Origin of the sequence: Flavobacterium sp. LC2016-01 (genome assembly GCF_009711135.1) — a bacterium.
GTDB lineage: Bacteria > Bacteroidota > Bacteroidia > Flavobacteriales > Flavobacteriaceae > Flavobacterium.
This window is the reverse complement of the sequence record NZ_WMIC01000003.1, coordinates 323,116-343,884: the sequence shown is the minus strand read 5'-3', so window position 1 is coordinate 343,884 and position 20,769 is coordinate 323,116. Positions and strand designations below refer to the sequence as shown.

Annotated in this window: 17 protein-coding genes; 6 read left to right on the top strand and 11 right to left on the bottom strand. The window is 34.5% G+C overall.

Going from position 1 to position 20,769, the window contains the following annotated elements; translation table 11 throughout:
- The first annotated feature begins 1 nt into the window (after position 1).
- The 3 genes from GKZ88_RS08545 (at position 2) to GKZ88_RS08535 (ending at position 5,868) form a co-directional block, all read left to right on the top strand.
- The gene (locus GKZ88_RS08545; protein WP_155101951.1) at positions 2-2,812 is read left to right on the top strand and encodes a M16 family metallopeptidase; all 2,811 of its coding nucleotides are present in this window, start codon (positions 2-4) and stop codon (positions 2,810-2,812) included.
- A 131-nt stretch (positions 2,813-2,943) separates the two neighbouring features.
- Positions 2,944-5,010 (top strand): cytochrome c biogenesis protein CcdA, encoded by a 2,067-nt coding sequence (locus GKZ88_RS08540; RefSeq protein ID WP_155101950.1) that lies wholly within the window; start codon positions 2,944-2,946, stop codon positions 5,008-5,010.
- A 231-nt stretch (positions 5,011-5,241) separates the two neighbouring features.
- Positions 5,242-5,868 (top strand): response regulator transcription factor, encoded by a 627-nt coding sequence (locus GKZ88_RS08535; RefSeq protein ID WP_155101949.1) that lies wholly within the window; start codon positions 5,242-5,244, stop codon positions 5,866-5,868.
- Here GKZ88_RS08535 and GKZ88_RS08530 read toward each other — a convergent pair.
- Positions 5,865-8,876, bottom strand: a complete 3,012-nt coding sequence (locus tag GKZ88_RS08530) for an ATP-binding protein (protein ID WP_155101948.1) — start codon at positions 8,874-8,876, stop codon at positions 5,865-5,867. The two genes, GKZ88_RS08535 and GKZ88_RS08530, sit on opposite strands and share 4 nt — an antisense overlap.
- Positions 8,877-9,086: 210 nt before the next feature.
- Here GKZ88_RS08530 and GKZ88_RS08525 point away from each other — a divergent pair, with 210 nt between their 5' ends.
- Positions 9,087-9,647 (top strand): NAD(P)-binding domain-containing protein, encoded by a 561-nt coding sequence (locus GKZ88_RS08525; protein WP_155101947.1) that lies wholly within the window; start codon positions 9,087-9,089, stop codon positions 9,645-9,647.
- 238 nt (positions 9,648-9,885) lie between these two features.
- Positions 9,886-10,527 (top strand): NAD(P)H-binding protein, encoded by a 642-nt coding sequence (locus GKZ88_RS08520; protein ID WP_155101946.1) that lies wholly within the window; start codon positions 9,886-9,888, stop codon positions 10,525-10,527.
- Positions 10,528-10,600: 73 nt separating this feature from the next.
- Here GKZ88_RS08520 and GKZ88_RS08515 read toward each other — a convergent pair whose 3' ends face one another.
- Genes GKZ88_RS08515 through GKZ88_RS08505 form a run of 3 tightly spaced genes read right to left on the bottom strand, consistent with a single transcriptional unit; the run spans position 10,601 to position 11,983 of the window.
- Entirely contained in the window at positions 10,601-11,167 is a 567-nt protein-coding gene (locus GKZ88_RS08515; protein WP_155101945.1) for a carboxymuconolactone decarboxylase family protein, read from the bottom strand.
- 17 nt (positions 11,168-11,184) lie between these two features.
- The gene (locus tag GKZ88_RS08510; protein ID WP_155101944.1) at positions 11,185-11,751 is read right to left on the bottom strand and encodes a cupin domain-containing protein; all 567 of its coding nucleotides are present in this window, start codon (positions 11,749-11,751) and stop codon (positions 11,185-11,187) included.
- The gene (locus GKZ88_RS08505) at positions 11,726-11,983 is read right to left on the bottom strand and encodes a 2TM domain-containing protein (protein ID WP_155101943.1); all 258 of its coding nucleotides are present in this window, start codon (positions 11,981-11,983) and stop codon (positions 11,726-11,728) included. Before GKZ88_RS08505 ends, GKZ88_RS08510 begins: the two co-directional genes overlap by 26 nt.
- 212 nt (positions 11,984-12,195) lie before the next feature.
- Between GKZ88_RS08505 and GKZ88_RS08500 the strand changes: the two genes are divergently transcribed.
- Complete coding sequence (locus GKZ88_RS08500) at positions 12,196-12,771, top strand: Crp/Fnr family transcriptional regulator (protein ID WP_155101942.1); 576 nt, start codon at positions 12,196-12,198, stop codon at positions 12,769-12,771.
- A gap of 1 nt (position 12,772) precedes the next feature.
- On the opposite strand, the gene GKZ88_RS08495 is transcribed toward GKZ88_RS08500, so the two are convergent.
- The 7 genes from GKZ88_RS08495 to zwf all read right to left on the bottom strand — a co-directional run bounded on the left by GKZ88_RS08495 (position 12,773) and on the right by zwf (position 20,749).
- Entirely contained in the window at positions 12,773-13,882 is a 1,110-nt protein-coding gene (locus GKZ88_RS08495; RefSeq protein WP_155101941.1) for an alkene reductase, read from the bottom strand.
- A 72-nt stretch (positions 13,883-13,954) separates the two neighbouring features.
- The gene (locus GKZ88_RS08490) at positions 13,955-14,737 is read right to left on the bottom strand and encodes a type 1 glutamine amidotransferase domain-containing protein (RefSeq protein ID WP_155101940.1); all 783 of its coding nucleotides are present in this window, start codon (positions 14,735-14,737) and stop codon (positions 13,955-13,957) included.
- Positions 14,738-14,791: 54 nt separating this feature from the next.
- Entirely contained in the window at positions 14,792-15,562 is a 771-nt protein-coding gene (locus tag GKZ88_RS08485) for an antibiotic biosynthesis monooxygenase family protein (RefSeq protein ID WP_155101939.1), read from the bottom strand.
- A gap of 294 nt (positions 15,563-15,856) precedes the next feature.
- A complete protein-coding gene (locus GKZ88_RS08480; protein WP_155101938.1) occupies positions 15,857-16,429 on the bottom strand; it encodes a Crp/Fnr family transcriptional regulator in 573 nt (190 codons plus the stop codon).
- A gap of 43 nt (positions 16,430-16,472) precedes the next feature.
- A complete protein-coding gene (locus GKZ88_RS08475; RefSeq protein WP_155101937.1) occupies positions 16,473-18,197 on the bottom strand; it encodes a hypothetical protein in 1,725 nt (574 codons plus the stop codon).
- 322 nt (positions 18,198-18,519) lie between these two features.
- Positions 18,520-19,236, bottom strand: a complete 717-nt coding sequence (gene pgl, locus GKZ88_RS08470) for a 6-phosphogluconolactonase (protein WP_155101936.1) — start codon at positions 19,234-19,236, stop codon at positions 18,520-18,522.
- Positions 19,220-20,749 carry a glucose-6-phosphate dehydrogenase gene (gene zwf / locus GKZ88_RS08465; protein ID WP_155101935.1) on the bottom strand — a complete coding sequence of 510 codons (1,530 nt, stop codon included), beginning with the start codon at positions 20,747-20,749 and terminating at the stop codon, positions 19,220-19,222. The genes pgl and zwf overlap by 17 nt, the downstream gene beginning before the upstream one ends.
- Positions 20,750-20,769: the final 20 nt, after the last annotated feature.

The following is a 20,769-nucleotide window of genomic DNA, read 5'->3' as shown; positions in this document are numbered from 1 at the left end:
TATGAAGTACAGCAAAAAAATATCAGTTTTACTGCTTTTTATTGGAAGTTTGACATTCGCACAGAATTTTAAAGCAAATGATCCAATCGCGGTCAATCAGAAAATAAAAAAAGGCGTTTTGCCAAACAGAATGACGTATTATATTTATCCGACTGACGTCAATAAAAATACGGCGAGTTATTATATCATTCAAAACGTGGGTTCTATTTTAGAAAATGATCAGCAGAAAGGCCTGGCGCATTTTCTGGAACACATGGCGTTTAACGGAACCAAACATTTTGAAGGAAAAGGAATCTTGAATACACTTCAAAAACAAGGAGCCGTTTTCGGAAAAAATATCAATGCCTACACCAGCACAGATGAAACAGTTTACAACTTAGACAATATTCCGTCTAAAGATGGTGGAGTGGTGGACACTTGTTTATTGGTTTTGCACGATTGGTCTAATTTTTTGTCTCTGACGAATGAAGAAATCGATGCCGAACGCGGTGTAATTACCGAAGAATGGCGTACGAGACAAAATGCAAGAGCCAGAATTTACAATCAGCTTGCACCGTATTATTACAACAATTCGCTGTATGCAGAGCGTATGCCGATTGGTGATATGGAAATCGTAAAAAACTTTAAATATCAGGTTTTGAAAGATTTTTATAAAGATTGGTACCGACCAGATCTACAGGCAATCGCGATTGTTGGTGATATTAATGCAGATGAAGTTGAAGCAAAAATCAAAAAACTTTTTGCAGATATTCCGACGCCAGTAAACCCTAAAAACCGTTTTGAAATTGCGATTCCAGAGAGAGTTGAGCCAGCTTTTAAATTGGCTTTAGACAAAGAAATTTCAGCTTCGAATATCAATTTCATGGTTCGCCATGAAGCTGAAAAACCAACTGGAACTTTTGCCGATTTAGAAAAATCAACACAGCGAAGTATTGCTTTCGGTATAATAAACAATCGTTTGGCAGAAATGGCTCAGAAACAGGAATGTCCTTTTAAAGGTGCCCAAATTGGATATCAAAATTATTCTCGTTTAAATGATGTTTTTGTTGTAAGCATAAGCCCGAAACCGGGAAAACAAGCAGAATCTTTAACGGCGGTAATGAATGAATGGGTTCGCGCCTATAAATTTGGTTTCTCAAAAGGAGAAATGGAAAGAGCTGCTAAAGAAACGATTTCTGGATACGAAAATTATTTAGAAAAAATAAATGAGATTTCGCATAAACAAGTAATCGGAATGGTAAAAGACGATTATTTGAACCACGAAGTAATTGCAGATCCTGCAGTAGAATTTGAAATGACAAAAAGCATTTTGAAAAATATTGACAGTAAAATTCTTCAAGATCAAGTAGCTAAATTATATACAAAAGAAAACCGTGTGGTAACGGTAACTGGTGTAGAAGGTGAAGAAAATTTAATGAAGGAAAAAGCATTTGATATTATTCAGAAAGCAGAAAATGATGCTTCGTTACAGCCTTATGCAGATACTTTTGTTGCTAAATCGCTAATGGATGGTACAGATTTAAAGCCAGGTAAAATTGTTGCTGAAAAAGAAACGAAAGAAATTGGAGCGACAACTTATACGTTAAGCAACGGTGTAAAAGTGCATTATAAATTTGCTGATAAAAATAAAAAAGAAGTTATGCTGCAAGCCGTAAGTCTTGGAGGATCATCTTTATATGACGCTAAAGATACTCCTTCTATAATTTCAGCAACAAATCTGGCCATGATGTCGGGGGTAGCATCATTTTCGTATGTGGAGTTAAATAAAGTACTAAAAGGAAAAATTGTAGCAACCTCTGCTGATATAAATAATTTGACAGAAACAGTTTCGGGTTCAGCAAATGTAAAAGACATTGAAGCCATGATGGAATTGGTTCATTTGCGTTTTGTTAAACCAAGATTTGATAAAGATCAATACGATTTGTTAAAACAGAAAATGCAGAATTCTTTAAAAAACAGAGAAAATGATATTTCATCTAAAATGAAGGACAGTTTGACTTTTGCGATTTATGGTAAAAACAATCCAAAAGTGCGAATAATGAACCAGCAATTCATTGATGACTTGTCTTTTGAAAACATGAAAGCTTTCTATTTGGATCGTTTTGCTGATGTTTCAGGCTTTGAATTTTATATTGTTGGAGATGTTACGCCAGAAGTTTTAAAACCTTTATTAGAAAAATATATTGCAAGTATAAGCGGTATTAAACGAAAAGAGAAGTTTAAAAAGGACGTTCCAAAATGGGTTTCAAGTAAAATTGACAAAGATATTTTCATTAAAATGGAAACTCCTAAAAGCTCAGTTCGTATAGGATTTTTGAAAGAGTGTGCTTTTAGCCATAAAAACAAAATACTGGCTTCTTTCTTAGGTGATATATTGACGTTGCGATATACTGAAAGTCTTCGTGAAAAAGAAGGCGGAACGTATGGTGCACAAGTTAGCTCAAGTTTAGAAGAATTGCCAGTTTCAAGAATAAAAATGAATATCAATTTTGACTGTGATGCAGATAAAGTTGAACATTTACTGCCAATTGTTTATCAGGAAATTGATAAAATCAAAAAAGGCGAAATCGCTTCAGAAGATATTGAGAAAACCAGAACAAATTATTTGAAAGCAAGAGAAGACAGCAAAAACTTTAACAGTTACAGCATGAACCTAATCTATAATTATTTTGGAAATAAATATAATATGGATGATGCTGCAACTTATGAAAATATCGTAAAAAGCATTACAGTAAAAGACATTCAGGAATTTGCCACTTCTTTTTTTAGCAAAGCCGATTCTATGGAAGTTGTTTTCAAGCCCTTAAAATAATCTATCACAAGAATTTAATTTGTACTTCCGGAATCAATTAATATTTTGAATTAGTAAGCAGTGTTAATTGCAACGGATTAAACAGAGGGTTGTTTTTTGCTATTCAGCCCTCTTTTATAAAAAAAATACCCATGAACAAGAACATATTTTTAGTGAGTTTTCTGTTGTTGTTCACCATAATGGTGCAGGCACAGATATATAATCCGATAAAATGGAAAACCAGCGTTCAAAAAATTTCAGATACTGAATATGAATTGCAGGCAAAAGCCAGCATAGAAAATGGCTGGCACTTGTACAGTCAGAATGTTGCTGACGGAGGACCAATTCCAACTCATTTTACTTTTACAAAAACATCAGAATTTAAATTAAATGGTGATGTAAAAGAAGAAAAAGGACAAACGATTAGCGATCCTGTTTTTAAAATGCAGATTACGTTTTTTGAAAAAGAAACCACTTTCAAACAGCGTATAAAACTTGCCGGAAATAAACCTTTTAAGATCAAAGCAGAGGTTGAATTTATGGTTTGCAATGATGAAAATTGCCTGCCTCCGAGTTATGATTCACTTGAATTTTCTGTAACTCCATCTGCATCTGCTGTTGCGGCGGTTGAAGAAATTGTTCCTGAAATAACAGCAGATAAAATTCTGCCAGATTCAACTGCAGCTGATGAAATTCAAGCCGAACCAATCGTTATAAAAGAATCAATTGCCGCAGTAAAACCAGTCCTTACAAAAAAGAAAAGCAAAGCCGAATTAGATAATTTATGGACGATTTTTATATTGTCTTTTTTCTCTGGTTTTGCCGCATTGCTTACGCCTTGCGTTTTCCCAATGATTCCTATGACCGTAAGTTTTTTCACCAAACAAAGCAAAACAAAATCACAAGGAATTAGAAAAGCTGTTTTTTACGGAATTTTCATCATCACCATCTACATTTTTCTTGGTGCGGTTGTAACCTGGGCTTTTGGCGCAGATTCGCTAAATGCCTTGTCGACAAATGTCTGGTTTAATGTTGTTTTCTTTTTGTTGTTAATAATTTTCGCACTTTCGTTTTTAGGAGCTTTTGAAATTATGCTCCCAAATTCGCTGGCAAATAAAGTAGACAGTCAGGCAGATAAAGGCGGTATTGTGGGCATATTATTTATGGCTTTGGCACTAGCAATTGTTTCATTTTCGTGCACTGGACCAATTGTAGGTACATTATTAGTCGAAGCCGCGTCACGAGGCGGTGTTGCGCCTTTTGTCGGGATGTTTGGTTTTTCTTTGGCTTTGGCTTTGCCTTTTACCTTATTTGCGGCTTTTCCGGGCTGGCTGAATTCATTGCCAAAATCGGGTGGATGGCTGAATTCGGTAAAAGTAGTTTTAGGGTTTTTAGAATTGGCTTTGGCGTTTAAATTTTTGTCCAATGCCGATTTAGTATTGCAATTGCATTTACTGGAAAGAGAAACTTTCATAGCCATCTGGATTGCTATTTTTACAGCGCTTACTTTATATTTATTCGGAAAAATACAATTACCTCATGATAGTCCGCTGTCACACATCAGCGTGGGGAGATTAGGTTTAGGAATTGTTGTTTTGTCCTTTACCATCTATTTAATTCCCGGAATTTGGGGCGCACCTTTAAAATTGATCAGCGGTTTTCCACCGCCACTAAATTACAGTGAAATCCCGAATGGCTTTGGAACAAATTCAAATGAAATAAGTTCAAATTTACCAGATGGAGCTGAATTGGGCCCACATAATATTGTTGCTTTTACAGATTATGATAAAGGAATGGCATACGCCAAAAAAATAGGAAAACCGGTTATGATTGATTTTACCGGACACGCCTGCGTTAATTGCCGTAAAATGGAAGACAATGTATGGTCTGACAATAAAGTGCTTAAGGTTTTAAAAGATGATGTTGTTCTTATTTCTTTGTATGTTGATGATAAAAGAGAATTGGCTTCAAATGAGCAGGTTGTTTCTGAATTAACGGGGAAAAAGATTAAATATATCGGACAAAAATGGAGTGAATTTCAGACCATTAAATATAAAACCAATGCGCAGCCTTTTTATGTATTGGTCAATAATGATGGCGAATTATTAAATGAATCATCATCCTATAATCCTGATATTGACGATTATCTTAATTGGCTGAACGTCGGAGTTTCTAATTTTAAAAACAATCATTCAGATATGCAGCTAACGCAGTTTTAGCTTAAAAGAGTTTTATTTTAATTTTTATTTTTTGTTAAGCAAGGTTAAATTGCAAAAGAGGAATAGTGTAAATGCTATTCCTTTTTTTGTTTTAAAAAGTCATGAAACCACTAAAATTGCGGTTTCAAAATCGTTAAGGATTTTGGCATTTATTTTTTTTGAAAAATATCGTTCTAAAACATTCACTTGTTTAAAAAATAGTATTTATTTTGGCGGTGAATATATTTATGTATGAAGCAAATTTTAATTGTTGATGATCATTTAGTGGTTCGAAATGGAGTATCTATGGTTTTGGAGAAACAAATCGAAAACGTAGAAATTTCAAATGCTGAAAATTTCTTTGAAGCTGTTGCCCTTTTAAGGGAAAAACCTTTCTGTATGGTTCTTTTGGATATTAATATTCCGGGCGGTAAAAGCACAGAAATGATCAGCGATATCAGAGCGATTCAGCCAGCAGTTAAAATTCTTGTTTTTTCGGCACACGAAGAAGATCAATATGCACTTCAGTATATTTCGGCTGGTGCAAATGGCTATCTGAATAAGCTTTGCAGTGAAGAAAAAATGATGTTTGCAATAAAATCTGTTTTTGAAACTTCGTCTTATATTTCTCCAGAATTGGTGAGTAAATTATTGGAAGTCCGAACGGCTAAAAAAGTAAAAAATCCGCTTGAAACGTTATCAAAAAGAGAACTTCAAATTGCCGAAATGCTGATAAATGGCAATGGAAATCTTGAAATTTCAAACATGCTTAATATTCATATGTCAACGGTGAGTACTTACAAAGCCAGACTTTTTGAAAAACTTAAAATCACGAATTTAGTTGAACTGATTAATCTTTTCAAGACTTTCGATTATTAATCATATTCGACTATAATTTCAATAGCAGTTCCTTGGTTAACTTCACTTGTAATATTGATATTTCCTTCAATAATCAGGAGGAGTTCAATAATCATGTGTAATCCCAAATGGTAGTTTTTAACAATTGGATTTTTGTAAAAATCTAAATAGTACTTAATAAGTTCTGGACTCATACCTTTTCCGTTATCAATAATCGTGAGCAAAAGCGTATTGTTTTTAATTCCAGAAAACAATTCTACACGGCCATTTGGTGCATTCTTCAGCGCATTATCAACCAGATTATGCACTATAATAGAAAGGGCTTTTTTATTGGTTCTAATTTGCAGATTTGGGTCTACGCTGTTGACCATTTGTATGTTTTCAGCTTCTGCAATTTTTTCAAAAATATCAAATTTTTCTTCAATCAGATCGTATAGCGAATAACTATGATCTTCTAATTTTTTTCCTTCAATAAATATTGACGAATACTTAATAAGATTTTCAACATATTCATACAGCTGTGTAGTTGACATTCGAATTGTCCCTACATGTTTTTTTAGTTTTGGATCGTCCTGAATTATTTCACTTTCAAATAAATGACTGATTGAATTGGTCAAGAATTTCAACGGACTTTTGATATCGTGGCTTATACTTTTAACTAAGGTTTCCTGCTGTTTGATTTCTTGTTTTAGATTGCTTTTTGTCTTTTGCAGTTTCTTGACTGTTGCCGCCAGCTTTTTTGTTTTTACATCAATAACCTCCTGCAATTTGATACTTTTTCTTTTAATGTAATACAATCTGACATACCAAAGTGAAATTACAAAAGCAATTAATAAAACATAGCCTAAGATTGCAAACCAAAGCGTTTGATAAAATTTAGCCGGAACTTTAAGTAAAATTCTTTTATAAACATATTCAGAGTCAAAATCAGATAAGCTTCTGAGTGTCAGTTTGTATTCGCCGGGAGGCAAAGAGGTAAATGATATTGATCTTTCATTTTTTATTCGCTCCCAACGGCTGTTAGGTGTTTTTTCCAGTTTTGCTTCGATGTGTAAATTTTCAGGGTTGCCATAATACGGATAAGCAATTAAAATGCTGACCCTTTGAAAATTATTTGGCAGTATAATGGTATCACTTGAGTGAATCACTTTTTGATCTACAATTACTTTATCTATATAAAGATCTCTACCAGGAAGTAACGGGACGACTTTATAAGGATTAAAGAATACGAAACCGTTTATTGATGGTAAAACAATATTATCATTTTTAAGAAGATTACTGCTAGGCTGACATCCTCCATTGAATTCATTTGTCAAAAAACCATCAGATTTGTTGTATTGATGATAATAGATCGCACCAGATTTATTCTTATTATATTTAATCAAGGTTTTTCTTAATACTTGAAAAAGTCCTTTGTTTGTTGGAATCCAGAAAAAACCTTTTTTGTCTTCTACAATGCAATGTGCCGAATTTAGATAATTGTCTTCGTCTTTCGGAAAAGAAGAGAACCTTTTGCCATCATATAAAAAGAAGCTTTTCTCATAGGTCGTCAGCCATATTTTTTTCTGACTGTCAATATAGATGCTTCTGATATTTATTCTTTCAGAATTCTTTATATAATAGAGCTTCCGTGAGCTTTTATTAAATCTGAAAAGGCCTTTCTCAGTTCCAAAATAAAGGATATCTTGATCATATTGTGCAATAAAAGTAATCCTGTTTTTTAATACAGCAACCAGAGAAATTTTTCCGTTTTTGATGCAATATAATTTTGCATTATTAAATTCGTCTTCGCCAAGACTGACCCAGATTGTATTGTCTTGATCTTTAAATATAGTCTTTGGGTTTTGATTGAATTTATAAACAACATACTTTTTATAATTTGTATTTTTTAAATAACAAAGAACATTGTACAAACGGGCAATCCAGATATTTTTGTCATTGTCCAGGGCAAGCGTAATTTTTTCATCTAAGAAAACAGTTTTAGGAAAAGGAATACTGTCAATAACTCTTTTATTACTGAATATGAATCCTTCGGGAGTGATTATGGTACTGTCGCTAAGAGCGTGCCCAGCATAATAAACCTCAGCATTTTTAGAATCTTTTTTAACCGATTTAAAAACAGGAAAATTAATAATACACAAACCGTCTGTACTGCTTCCTAAATATATTTTTCTATTGATTTGATCGTAGTAAATAGAAATGATATTGCTTTTTTCAAATTCTTTGAATTCTATGATTAGTTTTGCAGAAAGCTGTTTGTTATGCTCTTTCAGAAAGTATACTTTATTTTTAACCGAGAAAAAAATCTGATGCGTGGTTATATTCCAAAAAAGTTTGCGCTTGGCTGTAAAAACACTTGGATCTAGTGAACCGGAAGATTTTCCAGATTCCGAAAAGCTGTCATATTTTCCATCTTCATTTAAATAATAAAGTGTATTTGTAGTGGCAAAAAAATTAAAAACATTACTGTTTTCATAAGCAATTTTATAGATGCTTTTCATCTTAGCATCACATAATTCAATAGTTTTAGAATCTACAAAAAAGATATTTCCATTAGATAATCTAATATAATAGGGCTCGGACTGATCGATTGTAACGTAAGAAGGCAGTCCGTCATGAAAGAAAAAATGCTGGCCATTTCTGTCAATATTAAGAGCTTCTCCTTTTTTCTTGATAATCTTTACCTTTCGCCCATTAATCAGCGCCAGCTCTTTTTTTCCTTGATTATAAGCTGTCAGACTGTCTTTTTGAATACTTCCAAAAATATCTGTAAAACGGCTTTGTTCTAACGAAGTATTGGATGAATTAAAGGCCGTAAAAACGTTGCCGTCGTAACGTACGATCCCGTTTTCTGTAGTCATCCATATAAAATTGTATTTGTCTGCAACGATTGCTTTTATACTGCTTTGTGGCAATTCGTTATTATCTGCAGTATACCATCTGAAAGCGTAGTTTTCCTGACAAAAACCTTTGACTGCGATAAACAGCAGTAAAAACCAATAATAACGAAAAGTGGGCAGTAACGTCATTTTTGAAATCAGATTTATAGCACAAACATAACAAACAAAATTTAGAATTTTTGGTTTGTAGTTTTAAATCTACAAAAATGTAGGTTTATTGGTACGCTCTTGCAATTCAATCGATTGCATATAGAATTATATTTGTAATGCTAACAAATTTTACTTTAACGATTTAAGAATTTTTTTATAAAATCAAAGTAGATTAAAAACGAAAAAATTATGAAAATTGGATTTATTGGAGTTTGCAGAACAACTATGGACTTGGCAGCAAGAGCGGCTAAATCAGGACACCAAGTATTAATTAGTCATTCACGCAACAACAGCCATGCACGGGAACTTGTTGGAATGATGGAAGGCAAAGTAAAATTAGTCAGCCGACGTGAAGCTGCAAAAGCAAGCATGCTTGTTTTATTTATCCCTCGGGAAGATATCCAGCTTTTTTTGTCTGATCTGCCTGATATGACAGAAAAAATATTGGTACACGCCAACAATCCGATTTTTAGTTTAGAATGTCTTGCACCGAGTTTAAATTTGAAATCATCGGGTGAAATTATCGCATCGCTTTTGCCAGAAGCACATATAGTTAAAATACACAATATCGTCGATTCAGAGATTCAGGTTTCGCCAAAGAAAATACAATCTGAAAATGAATTATTTTACACGGGAGCAAATAAGGAAGCAAAAAACAAGGTGAAAAGCTTTTTAAAAACCTTGAATTTTATGGGAGTTGATTTTGATGAAATGTATCTTGAAACAAAGTTTGCTTATTCTCCGAATTAAATTAAAAGTCAGAAAAAGGGAAGGTTTCTTATTAATTTTGTTGAGTTTATTGGGGGTTATTTTTTAGATTTTGAATTTAAAACTGCTTTTTTTAAAGCAGTTTTTTTTGTTTGTAAGCATTTGCAATGTTTATTTGAAAGTGCATTTATTTAAGGTTTGAAGTTCTTTTTTCATTAATTTAGACCTAAATTAAATTTTTCTGAAGAAAGAAATCTAATCTTTAAAATTCTATTTTATTATGAAAGCATTAGTAATTGGAGCGACAGGTGCAACGGGAAAAGAATTGGTAGAACAGCTTCTTGTAAATGATGATTATGATGCTGTCTCAATCTTTGTACGCCGTGCAACAGGAAAATCGCATTCAAAACTCACAGAACATATTGTAAATTTTTCAGAAATAAATCAGTTTAAGGATTTAATTGTTGGAGATGTTCTTTTTTCCTGCCTCGGAACAACATTAAAAGATGCGGGTTCAAAAGAAAATCAGTGGAAAATTGATTATGATATTCCTGCAGATTTTGCAGTTGCGGCTAAAAACAATGAGGTGCAGTCTTTTGTTTTGGTTTCCTCTTACGGAGCCTCGGCAAAAAGCAGTGTTTTTTATTCTAAAATGAAAGGAAAACTTGAAGATTTTATTGCTGCTCTTCATTTTGAGCAATATTTGATTTATAGACCTGGACCGCTGATCAGAGAAAATACAGATCGTTTGGGCGAAAAGATTTCTATTAAAGTAATAAAAGCACTAAATGTATTGGGACTTTTCAAAAATTTGAAACCAATTTCGACTTCGCTTTTGGCCGAAAAATTAATTATTGGTGCCAAGGAACTTCCATCAGGAAAAACTATTCTGGAACTTAAATCGATATTTAATTTGCATTAAAAAGTTCACATAATATAATTTAAAAAGCCTTGAAACACACTGTTTTCAAGGCTTTTTAATACTATGCTTTTAATTAATTTATTTCTGGAGCAGGAACATCAAAACCATTTAATACCATGGCCAGAAAGCTGTACGAACCTATGAGGAAAATAAGTTCGGCAACGCCGTCTTTTCCCAGTAAATCTGTTCCCAAGTTATATGCGGCATCCGGAACAATTTTGCCTTTTGCTAAAACAGAAGTAATATCATAAGCTATAGCTTCTTCTTTATTCAATTCCGCCGGACGAATTCCTGATGCTAATGATGCGACTGCCTCTGCAGAGAAGCCAAGATGTTTCGCCATGATTTCGTGTGCATAAAGTTCAAAGCGTGCGCCAAATGCTGCGCCAACTGTTAGAATTGCCACTTCTCTGACTTTTTTTGAAAGCGTCGCATGATTGTCTAATGAACGTACAAAACTTAAAGCTGGAACTCCAAATTGAGGAAAAGCAAGCATAGGAGGGAACGGGCCAGTTAAAGCACCTTCGTCATTTGTCATGGAAACTGGGCCTTGACTGTGCATGATGAGTTTAAAAATTTCATCATGAACATAACGAACTTCGGGAGTCATTGTTTCGGGGATTATAGGATTTACTCGCATGGCTTTTTTTATTTGAGTTAGTGTAGTTTTTCGTCAAATTTTCCATCTATCAGAATAAATACAACACGGCACATTTTTCCTGATTTATTGCTCCAGGCATGATTCGTGCCTCGTTGTATGATAATATCGCCGGCTCTTGCAGTTGTTTCACCGCGATCAACAATTAAGGTAAGTTCGCCTTCAAGAACAATTCCATAGTCAATAGTTTCTGTTTTATGCATCAATGGGTGTGGTGCATTTTCATCTGCTTTTGAAGCGTGCTCGCCTTTCATGGTTTTAAAATGTTCAAAAGCTTGCTCTTTGGTAAGATTTCTAATTTCCTCACTTTCGGGCGGAAAATCAATAACTCGAATTCTTGTACCCTGTTTTGGAGGACCTAAAGTAAGTGCGTTTTCTTCTGGATCTGTTTCATTGTCAATTAATGCTGGAGTTTCTTTTGTGTTCCAAATTTCGTGAAACTTAGCGCCATTTGGTCCTCCAACCATATAGGTGCGTGAAGGGACTTCGTTAGATACTATAATGGCTTTTCCGTCAGTATCATGACCCGTTACTATGCGTTTAAATGCTGTATGATTGGTTTCCATGACGATAAGATTTAGTGTTATTTTTTTTGAATACAAATACGCCTAAATAGTGAAAAACGACTCCCACTGCCCATGCTGGTGTTGACCAAAGTGGCCAAGGATAAGTTGTACTAGTAAGATACCAAACGATAAATACAATTGGGGTAACTAATAAAAATACAAGAAGATGGATTTTAAATCCTAGTTTTGGATTCTTGTTTGATTTTGCTTCGATGTTGAATGTAGTTTTCATGATTAAAAGTTTTTATTATTAGCAATAGATTAATTTTTTAAATGATATAAATAATTGATTTTCAACTTATTTACATGACAAAGGTAGCGCCGTAATTTTGTATATACCATTGACTTTGGTTAAGAACGAATCATTAATATTTATAATTGAATTTTGTATTTAGCAGAATTAAATCTAATTTTAAGGAACTTAATTCTTTTAAAATCAGTATTATGGATGCGCTTAAGAACGTTATTACATCAATTGTACCTATGTCTGACGAAGAATACAATTTTATGCTGCCGATTATTAGCCACATGGAAGTAAAGAAAGACACAGACCTTTTACAGCAGGACGAAATTTGCCGTCACATCTATTTTATTGAAAGTGGTTTTTTTAGAATGTTTTATGTGGATTATAAGGGAAACGAAATCAACAGCAGATTTGCAAAAGCAAATGATTTTCTGGTTGATTTCGCTAGTTTTATTACACAAGGAACCGCTCATTACAGCTGTAGAGCAATGGAAGATTCAAAAGTAATTGCTTTAGAATATGAGAAAGTAGAACGTTTATACAATAGCTGTCCCAATTGGTCAAAATTTGGAAGACTCATCGCCGAAGCTGCTTATCTGATCATTATTGAACGTCAGGAAATGCTTCATTTTCAAACTCCGGAAGAGCGCTACAAGACCATTTTAAAAAAAGAACCTTATCTTTTTCAATTAGTGTCGCAAAATCAGCTTTCGTCTTACATTGGCATTAAGCCAGAATCGTTAAGCCGACTCCGAAAAAGAATGATTGGCAAGTAAATTAAGCCATTTCAAGTTCTCTATAGGTTTTCCAATCTGTATAGCCGTGATTTCCCAAACCGTAATGTAAATTTCTGTTTGGCGGCGTCAGTTCCCAATTGTTTTCTAAACGTTCAACCAAATCAGGATTTGAGATAAAAGGTTCGCCAAAACCTGCAATATCAATAATTCCGGCATTTATAAGTTTTTCAGATTTTTCTCTGTCCATGCTTCCTGCCAAGATTATAACACCATCGTACCAAGAACGGAAACGCTCCAAAAATCCGTCAGGCAGCGCGTGGCTTCCTTTTGACTGTTGATCCATTAAATGTAAATAAGCAAGATTTCGTTTGGCTAGTTCTTTTGCCAGATATTGATAAGTGGCTTCAATTTCATCATAATGAGGCAAGTCTCCTAAACTGCCGTAGGGAGTAAGTCGGATGGCAGTTTTTTCATGGCCGACAGCTTCAATAACAGCATCAACAGCTTCTAATAAAAATCGGGATCTGTTTTCAATACTGCCTCCATATTCATCGGAACGATTATTCACAAATGGATTTAAAAATTGCTCGATCAAATAGCCATTAGCTCCGTGGAGTTCAACACCGTCAAAACCAGCATTGATTGCATTTTTAGCAGCATTTGCAAATTCTTTTACAATTTGCTTCACCTCTATGTTTGAAAGCGCTCGCGGTTTCGAAGAAATCACTGGGCCTTCTTTTCCATTTTCATCATAACCCCATGCAAACGAAGTTGTTGCCTGAATGTCTGAAGGACCAACTGGAGCAATGCCGCCCGGCTGATTTGATGTATGAGAAACTCGGCCAACATGCCATAATTGAGTAAATATTGTGCTTCCTTTTTCGTGTACCGCTTTAGTTACTTTTTTCCAGCCGTCTATTTGTTCTTTTGTATATAAACCGGGAATATAAAGTACGCCTTTCGCCGTTTCAGAAATTGCTGTTCCTTCGGTAATAATTAATCCGGCTCCGGCGCGCTGTGCATAATATACTGCATTGTCATTATTCGGAATTCCGTCTGCATTTCTAGCTCTCGTCATAGGGGCCATCGAAATACGGTTTTTTAGTTTTAACGAACCTAAAGAAACAGGTTCAAAAATATTTGTTTTCATTATTTTATAACGTAAGTTTTGTTTGATAACGGAAACTGAAATTTCGGTTTCCGTTATTTATTTTTTGAATAATTATTTTTTAGCCAGCCAGCTTTCTACAGCTTTTGAAAAATCAGCAACATCAATTGGATGTCTGCTTGTAATAATGTTGGCATCAACTACTACAGGTTGGTCAGAAACGATTCCGCCTGCGTTTTTAAGATCAATTTGAATGTTCCAATAGCCAGTCAGTTTTCTTCCTTTAAGAATATCTGCAGAAGCTAAAACCACAGGAGCGTGACATATAGCCGCAATTAGTTTACCTGATTTATTGAAATCCTGAATAAATTTGATAACATCTTTGTCGTAACGAAGATTATCTGGATTCCATGCGCCTCCCGGAATAAATACGGCATCATAGTCGCTTACTTTTATCTGGTCAGCCGTGCGGTCAAATTTAATCCATCCGACAGGCTGTAAATATTGAATTGCCATGATATGCGTCTTTGCCATTTCGGGCGTGCTTAAGCCATATCTTGCTGGAGCTGGATTAAATTTTGGAGCAATAATATCGACTTGAGCACCAAGTTCTCTAAAATACCAAACCGGACCAGTTAATTCAATTTCTTCAAAACCATCTGCAGCAAGTACAGCGATTTTTTTGCCTTTTAATACGGTTTTATCTTTAACAGGAGTAAAAAAGAATGTTCTCAAAGCTTCATTTCCAGGTGCGTTTAACAGCTGTGAAACGGGCATCACAGAAACATGTGAAGGAGTTGCTAATTGGTTCATTACATTCAGTTCGTGATTAACTTGTGCATTTAATGCTGTAGTTCCTAGTACGCTTGCTGCGATAATTGGTTTTAAATTTTTCATGATTTCTAATTTTTAAAATATTTATAATTGTTTTTTATGATGAAATTCTCTAGATTATTCTCTTGTTAATGGCGCAAATTCAATCAGATTATGCAATCCATTTTGAAAAGGCTGACTTTTTATGCTTGTTTCCAAATATTCAATGACAGGCTTAATTGGAGGAAAATTAAGATGATACTGAAACGCGTCATTGCTTCTGAATTTTTCATAGGTTACAAATTGTGTATCATCGCCTTCAATTTCAGAAAGCTGATAAGTCACTACTCCCGGTTCACTGCGAAACTGTGGCATTGCAATGTGATAGGTGTCTTTAAAGTTTTGCTGTGTTCCTTTTTTAGCATCAACAAACAGCATTATCACAAGCTGATTGTCTTCTTTTTTAGAAGTTGTTCTCCATTGTTCCTTTGTCAGTGGCTCAAGATCTTTTACATAATATGTTTTAGCAGGTTTTAGCAGCGATTTTTCAACTAATGTCTCTAATGATTTTGCCTGTGTTTTTTTGCTGAATTTTTCTAATTCTTTTTTGCTGTTCCATCTTTCAATCAGCCATAAAATGTTTGGTTTTTTCTCTTCGTAAAAAGCTTCGGCCATAATATTTTCTTTTGAAGCAATGGCATTAACGACATAATCCGAAAGCACTTTACGAAGTTGAGTCTGTTCTCCTTCTTTAACTTCATACATAGTCATTTTTGAAATTGTTTCGTTTAACACCTTTGTTTTTACAGTTATTGAATTTTGAGCTTTGGCTGTGACTGTCATAAGAACGAGCACATTTATCGAAGCGATAATTTTTTTGTTAATGGATTTAAAAGCTGTTGTTTTCATAATTCTTATTTTTTTAATTATTGAATGTTTTCAGTTAAATAAATTTTGAGCGAAATAATTGGCTTTATATCTGAGACAAATTTCCGTCAAGTTTAAAACCTGGCGGTTGATTGAACTCACTTTAAAAGTGTGATTCAAATCACACCTTTGAAAAAAAGCTTGATTAACTGTTGATTACGGGGCAAAAGTAGATTTACAGCGCCTTTAAAATCATTGACTTTGGTTAAGAATGATTTTTGCTGTTGAAGTGAGGCAAAAAAAAAGCGTGATAAAAATCACGCCTGTATTTTGTTATTATTGGCCGTTATTAGAATACAGGCGGCTTAGAGTTTCCCGACTGACACCTAAATATTCGGCGATATATTTTTTTGGAATTTTTTGCATTATGCTTGGATAAAGGCTCGCAAATTCTTCATATCGTTTTTTTGGATTATTGGAAAGAAGCGAAATAATTCGTCTTTGTTGCGCCGAATAACCGCTGGTTAATTTCATTCTGAAGAAATGCTCCATTTTATGAAGTTCCGAAGCTAATTGCTCCCGAGCGGAAAGTGAAAGCGATAAAATTAAAGCATCCTCCATACAAATGATATTAATGTTAGACTCTGACTGATTAAAAAAAGCATTGTAATCAGAGAGCCACCAATTTTCTAATGCAAATTGCAAAATATGTTCTTTCCCATCTTTATCAATATAAAAAGCACGAAAAATACCTTTTATAATCCAATATTCCGAAGTGACTTTATCGCCATCCTGAAGAAGATATTGATGTTTTTTAACTTTTTTCTCTTTGAAGAAGGTTTTGATATACTCAAATTCTTCATTTGTTAAGGGCGAAATTTCTTCAATATGTTTTCTCAGTTCTTCCATATGAAGTAAATTTAGCTAAACTTTTTTATACTTCAAATCACTTTTAATCTGCAATTGTCGATGATGATTTAATTTTTACATCAGCAAACTGCCAGGAATTATCAAAAGCAGTTTTTATTTTCAAGGCTTCTTTTTCCTTTTTTTGCTGCACCAAAGAATTATAAAGTCCAATTAAAGCCCAGCCATTTTTAGGCAAAGTTTCTAAATCTTGGAGATAAATTTTTTCTGCTTCTTTGTATTTTCCAGATTTGATTAATACTGCTCCTAAATAATGTCTTACAGAGAAAAACCAATCTGGCGGTTCATTGTAATTTAAGCGATCTTCAATTTCGACCGCTTTATTTAACAACACAATTGCCTTGTCCAAATTATTGTTTTTTGATTCAATTCCGGCCGAAAGCACGTTTGATGCAATCTGAACAAGATCGAGCGTTGTATTGATATTCCAAATAGTTAGATCTTTTAAAGCTTTATTTTTTGCCAATCCATTCAGCGAGGCAAGTTCTTTTTCGGCATTTTTTACTTCATTTTTTCCAAGAAAAGCCATTCCTCTTGCGTAATGCCAAATTGCATTCGGATAAACAAGATCTTCGTCAGGCTTTGGAAGCACCATAACATTGTCCCACATGGAAAATTTTACGGCAATATAATACGGAATAGTATAATAATGCTGGAGTGTGCCCCAGCCGGGTTCGCGCATAATTTGAGTTGAAATGTGTTCCTGAAGTTTTTGTGCCGATTTCCAAGCCAATCTAGAATCTCCTTCTAAAGCCGCTGTGGCCGTTAAAAAATGATAATTATGCGGATAATAGGCGAGAGGATAAGCACCCTGCGCATGGCACACGGTTGTATAAAGACTGTCAATTTTTATGGCTTCAATGTTTGAAAGCGAGCCTTGGTGATAATCGCCAGTACGAATGTAGATATGCGAAGGCATATGTACTAAATGACCAGATCCCGGAACTAAAGTTTCTAATAATTTGGCACTTTTTAACGCGTTTTCTGGATGTGCTGAAGCTTCTTCGGCATGAACTAAAAAGTGATGTGCGCCAGGATGTTTTGGATTTTTTTTGATTAATTCGTTTAAAACGCTTAGTATCTGCGGGGTCCATTTTTTGGATTTTTCAGTGTCTTTTTCGTATAAATCCCAAGGATGTAAATTCATTAAAGATTCGGCGTAAAGTGCGCCAATATCAGGATCTGATGAAAATTTGATATAGACTTTTTTCATGGCTGCCGCATAAGCAGTATCTAAAGGTTTTCGGTCAGCAGGAGGATTTTCGGTATAACGAGTGGTTAAAGCATCAATCAGAGCTGCTTCTTTTGGAGTGCAGTTTGCTGCAAGTTTTTTGGCTTTTTGTACTGCATCAAAAGCTCTTTGGAAATTGTCTTCTTCCATTCCTCCATTGTAATTTGGCCCTAAAACATAAGCAAAACCCCAATACGCCATCGCACAATTGGGATCTAAACGAGTGGCTTCATAAAACGATCGTGCAGCTTCAGCATGATTAAAGCCGTACGCCAGCATCATTCCTTGATTAAAGTATTCTTGAACTTCTTGGTTCTTTGTCGATATTTTAAAATTGATACCATCAAGACCTTTAAATTTTGGTGCTTTTTTATTTTCGGTATACCAATCTTTATCATTTGCTTTAGGCATATAACATCCTTGATTGGCACTGACTTTTACTGGTTGAGTTTCTGCATTTTTATTTTTATTGCAGGCAAAAAGAAGGAAAACAGCAATTAATAAGTAATTATATTTCATCTCAAAAATGTATTTGTATTTATATAATCGTTGTAAAAGCTTGGGGAAATAGAACTCGGTTTGATAATCTATTAAATTGAATATGAGTCTCTTAAGTAAAAGTATAAAAAAAATAAATATGTTTTGTAAATAATTGTTTTTCAGTGATTTATAACTGTTTTAAATTGCTTTGTCTATAGGGTTCTCCCGCAGATTCAGCAGATTTACAAGATTTTTTTAATTTAATCTGCCAATCTGCTGAATCTGCGAGAGAAAAAATTGCAACAAAAAAAGGTTTATACTTTTCAGCATAAACCTTTTAATATTCATATAAAATTATTTTTTAATTCGTTCCGGCAGCAACTTTATCAACCAAAAACAATAATTCGCCAGAAACTGGTTTGATCAATTGCATTGGGTAAAGCGTTGGATTGTATGCTCCCGTTGTAACTTCTTTCAAAGCGTTAATTTTCTTCTCTCCAAAAGCAACCACAACAATCTTTTCTGCTTTGTTGATTAACGGCGCAGTAAGCGTAATACGGTGCATTTTTTGAGGCGCTAAATAATAAGCGTCAACCCATTTGTTTTGTTCTTCTAAAACGGCTTCACCAGGGAAAAGAGAAGCTGTATGACCATCATCTCCCATTCCTAATAAGATTAGGTCAAATTTTCCTTCCTCACCTAAAACAGTTTTAATAGACTTCTCATATTCAGCTGCATAATCTTCTGGCGTAACACCATCTTTATACATTTCGAAGATATTTTCTTGCGGAATAGGAATGTGGCTTAATAAAGTACTGTAAGACATTTTTGCATTACTTAAATCATCATTAAGAGGCACCCATCTTTCGTCTCCCCAAAATATGAACACTTTGCTCCAGTCTATTTTATTTTTGTAATCATCAGAAGCCAATAATTTGTAAATCCCCGCAGGCGAAGAACCTCCCGTCAACACAGCAGTAAATTTGCCTTTTTCGGCAATTGCTTTCTGTGCTGCTTCAACAAATAGATTTGTAGCTGCAATATTAATTTCTTCTGTATTATTATAAATCTGTATCATCTAAAACTTCTTCTTTTGTTTGTGTATTCGGAATCCATTTGTGGCCTTGGCGTGCTAATAATTCGTCCGCTTCTTCAGGTCCCCAGCTTCCTGCTTTATAATTTGGAAAATTGGTTGGAGCTGTAGTTTTCCATACTTGCTGAATGGTATCAATAGCATCCCAGGCTTCTTCTACCTGATCCCAACGCATAAATAGGGTAGGATCTCCTGCCAAAGCATCTGCTAATAAAGTTTCATAAGCTTCTGGCGACATAGTAGAGCATTCAAAATAATCAAATACCATTTCAGCTGGTCTTAGCGACATTGATAAACCAGGTTTCTTGGTCATAAACTGCAATTTGATATCCATAGACGGCTGAATGTTGATAATCAGTCGGTTTGGAGTCATTCCTGCTTTTCCATAAGAAAATGAAGAATGCGGCACTGGCTTAAACTGAATAATAATAGAAGATTGTCTTTCTTCCATTCTTTTTCCAGAACGCAGATAGAACGGAATTCCCTGCCATCTCCAGTTGTCCAGATAAATTTTCATTGCGACATACGTTTCCGTATTAGAATCTGGTGCAATTCCTTTATCTTGACGATACCCTGGAACCGGAGTTCCTTTTATTTCACCTGCACCATATTGACCTCTAACAATGTAATGATCAACTTCATCTGGTTTGATACGGCGAATCGATTTTAAAACATCGGCTTTACGATTTCTAATGTCGTCTGCTGCTAACGAAGCGGGTGCTTCCATAGCCGTCATACATAGAATCTGAAATAAATGGTTTTGAATCATGTCTTTTAAAGCACCAACGCCTTCATAAAAACCGCCTCGTTCTTCAACTCCGACTTCCTCGGCTACTGTAATTTGGACAAAATCAATAAAATTACGGCTCCATAAAGGTTCAAACATCGAATTTCCAAAACGGAAAGCAAGAATATTTTGAACGGTTTCTTTACCTAAATAATGGTCGATTCTGTAAATCTGTTCTTCTTTGAAAGTTTGCGAAAGCATTTCATTTAATGCAATTGCAGACGTTTTATCATAACCAAAAGGCTTTTCAATAATAATACGGTCTTGTTTTGGATTCGCCGCAAGTCCGATTTTTTTGATATTGCTCGAAATTGTTGAAATAAAAGAAGGCGTGATCGAAAGATAGAAAAGACGATTGGCACGTTCTCCAAAAGCAAGATCAAAATTGTTGATCTTTTCATTTAAACCTTGGTACGATTCTTCTTTATCAATATCAAGACTGTGATACGTTATGTGCGAAAGAAATTTTTGTGTTTCTGGATCAGAAATTTCCTTTCTTCTTGAAAAGATGTTTAGATTTTCGGCTACATAACTGCGAAAATCTTCATCTGTTTTTTCTGCTCTTCCAAGAGCAATAATCTGAAACTTCTCAGACATACGTCCGTCAAGGTACAGATTTTGAAATGCCGGAAAGAGCTTTCTCTTTGCCAGATCTCCGGTTCCTCCAAAAATTACAATAATTGTTGGATTTATATTTTTATTTTTAGTCATTGTGTGTAGTTGTGTTGCTT

Bases quoted from the DNA above. Each gene is read 5' to 3' on its own strand.
- pgl (WP_155101936.1), bottom strand. From the start codon at position 19,236: ATGATACAGATTTATAATAATACAGAAGAAATTAATATTGCAGCTACA.
- GKZ88_RS08515 (WP_155101945.1), bottom strand. From the start codon at position 11,167: ATGCGAGTAAATCCTATAATCCCCGAAACAATGACTCCCGAAGTTCGT.
- GKZ88_RS08510 (WP_155101944.1), bottom strand. From the start codon at position 11,751: ATGGAAACCAATCATACAGCATTTAAACGCATAGTAACGGGTCATGAT.
- GKZ88_RS08540 (WP_155101950.1), top strand. From the start codon at position 2,944: ATGAACAAGAACATATTTTTAGTGAGTTTTCTGTTGTTGTTCACCATA.
- zwf (WP_155101935.1), bottom strand. From the start codon at position 20,749: ATGACTAAAAATAAAAATATAAATCCAACAATTATTGTAATTTTTGGA.
- GKZ88_RS08500 (WP_155101942.1), top strand. From the start codon at position 12,196: ATGGATGCGCTTAAGAACGTTATTACATCAATTGTACCTATGTCTGAC.
- GKZ88_RS08485 (WP_155101939.1), bottom strand. From the start codon at position 15,562: ATGAAAACAACAGCTTTTAAATCCATTAACAAAAAAATTATCGCTTCG.
- GKZ88_RS08545 (WP_155101951.1), top strand. From the start codon at position 2: ATGAAGTACAGCAAAAAAATATCAGTTTTACTGCTTTTTATTGGAAGT.
- GKZ88_RS08525 (WP_155101947.1), top strand. From the start codon at position 9,087: ATGAAAATTGGATTTATTGGAGTTTGCAGAACAACTATGGACTTGGCA.
- GKZ88_RS08530 (WP_155101948.1), bottom strand. From the start codon at position 8,876: ATGACGTTACTGCCCACTTTTCGTTATTATTGGTTTTTACTGCTGTTT.
- GKZ88_RS08490 (WP_155101940.1), bottom strand. From the start codon at position 14,737: ATGAAAAATTTAAAACCAATTATCGCAGCAAGCGTACTAGGAACTACA.
- GKZ88_RS08505 (WP_155101943.1), bottom strand. From the start codon at position 11,983: ATGAAAACTACATTCAACATCGAAGCAAAATCAAACAAGAATCCAAAA.
- GKZ88_RS08480 (WP_155101938.1), bottom strand. From the start codon at position 16,429: ATGGAAGAACTGAGAAAACATATTGAAGAAATTTCGCCCTTAACAAAT.
- GKZ88_RS08535 (WP_155101949.1), top strand. From the start codon at position 5,242: ATGAAGCAAATTTTAATTGTTGATGATCATTTAGTGGTTCGAAATGGA.
- GKZ88_RS08495 (WP_155101941.1), bottom strand. From the start codon at position 13,882: ATGAAAACAAATATTTTTGAACCTGTTTCTTTAGGTTCGTTAAAACTA.
- GKZ88_RS08475 (WP_155101937.1), bottom strand. From the start codon at position 18,197: ATGAAATATAATTACTTATTAATTGCTGTTTTCCTTCTTTTTGCCTGC.
- GKZ88_RS08520 (WP_155101946.1), top strand. From the start codon at position 9,886: ATGAAAGCATTAGTAATTGGAGCGACAGGTGCAACGGGAAAAGAATTG.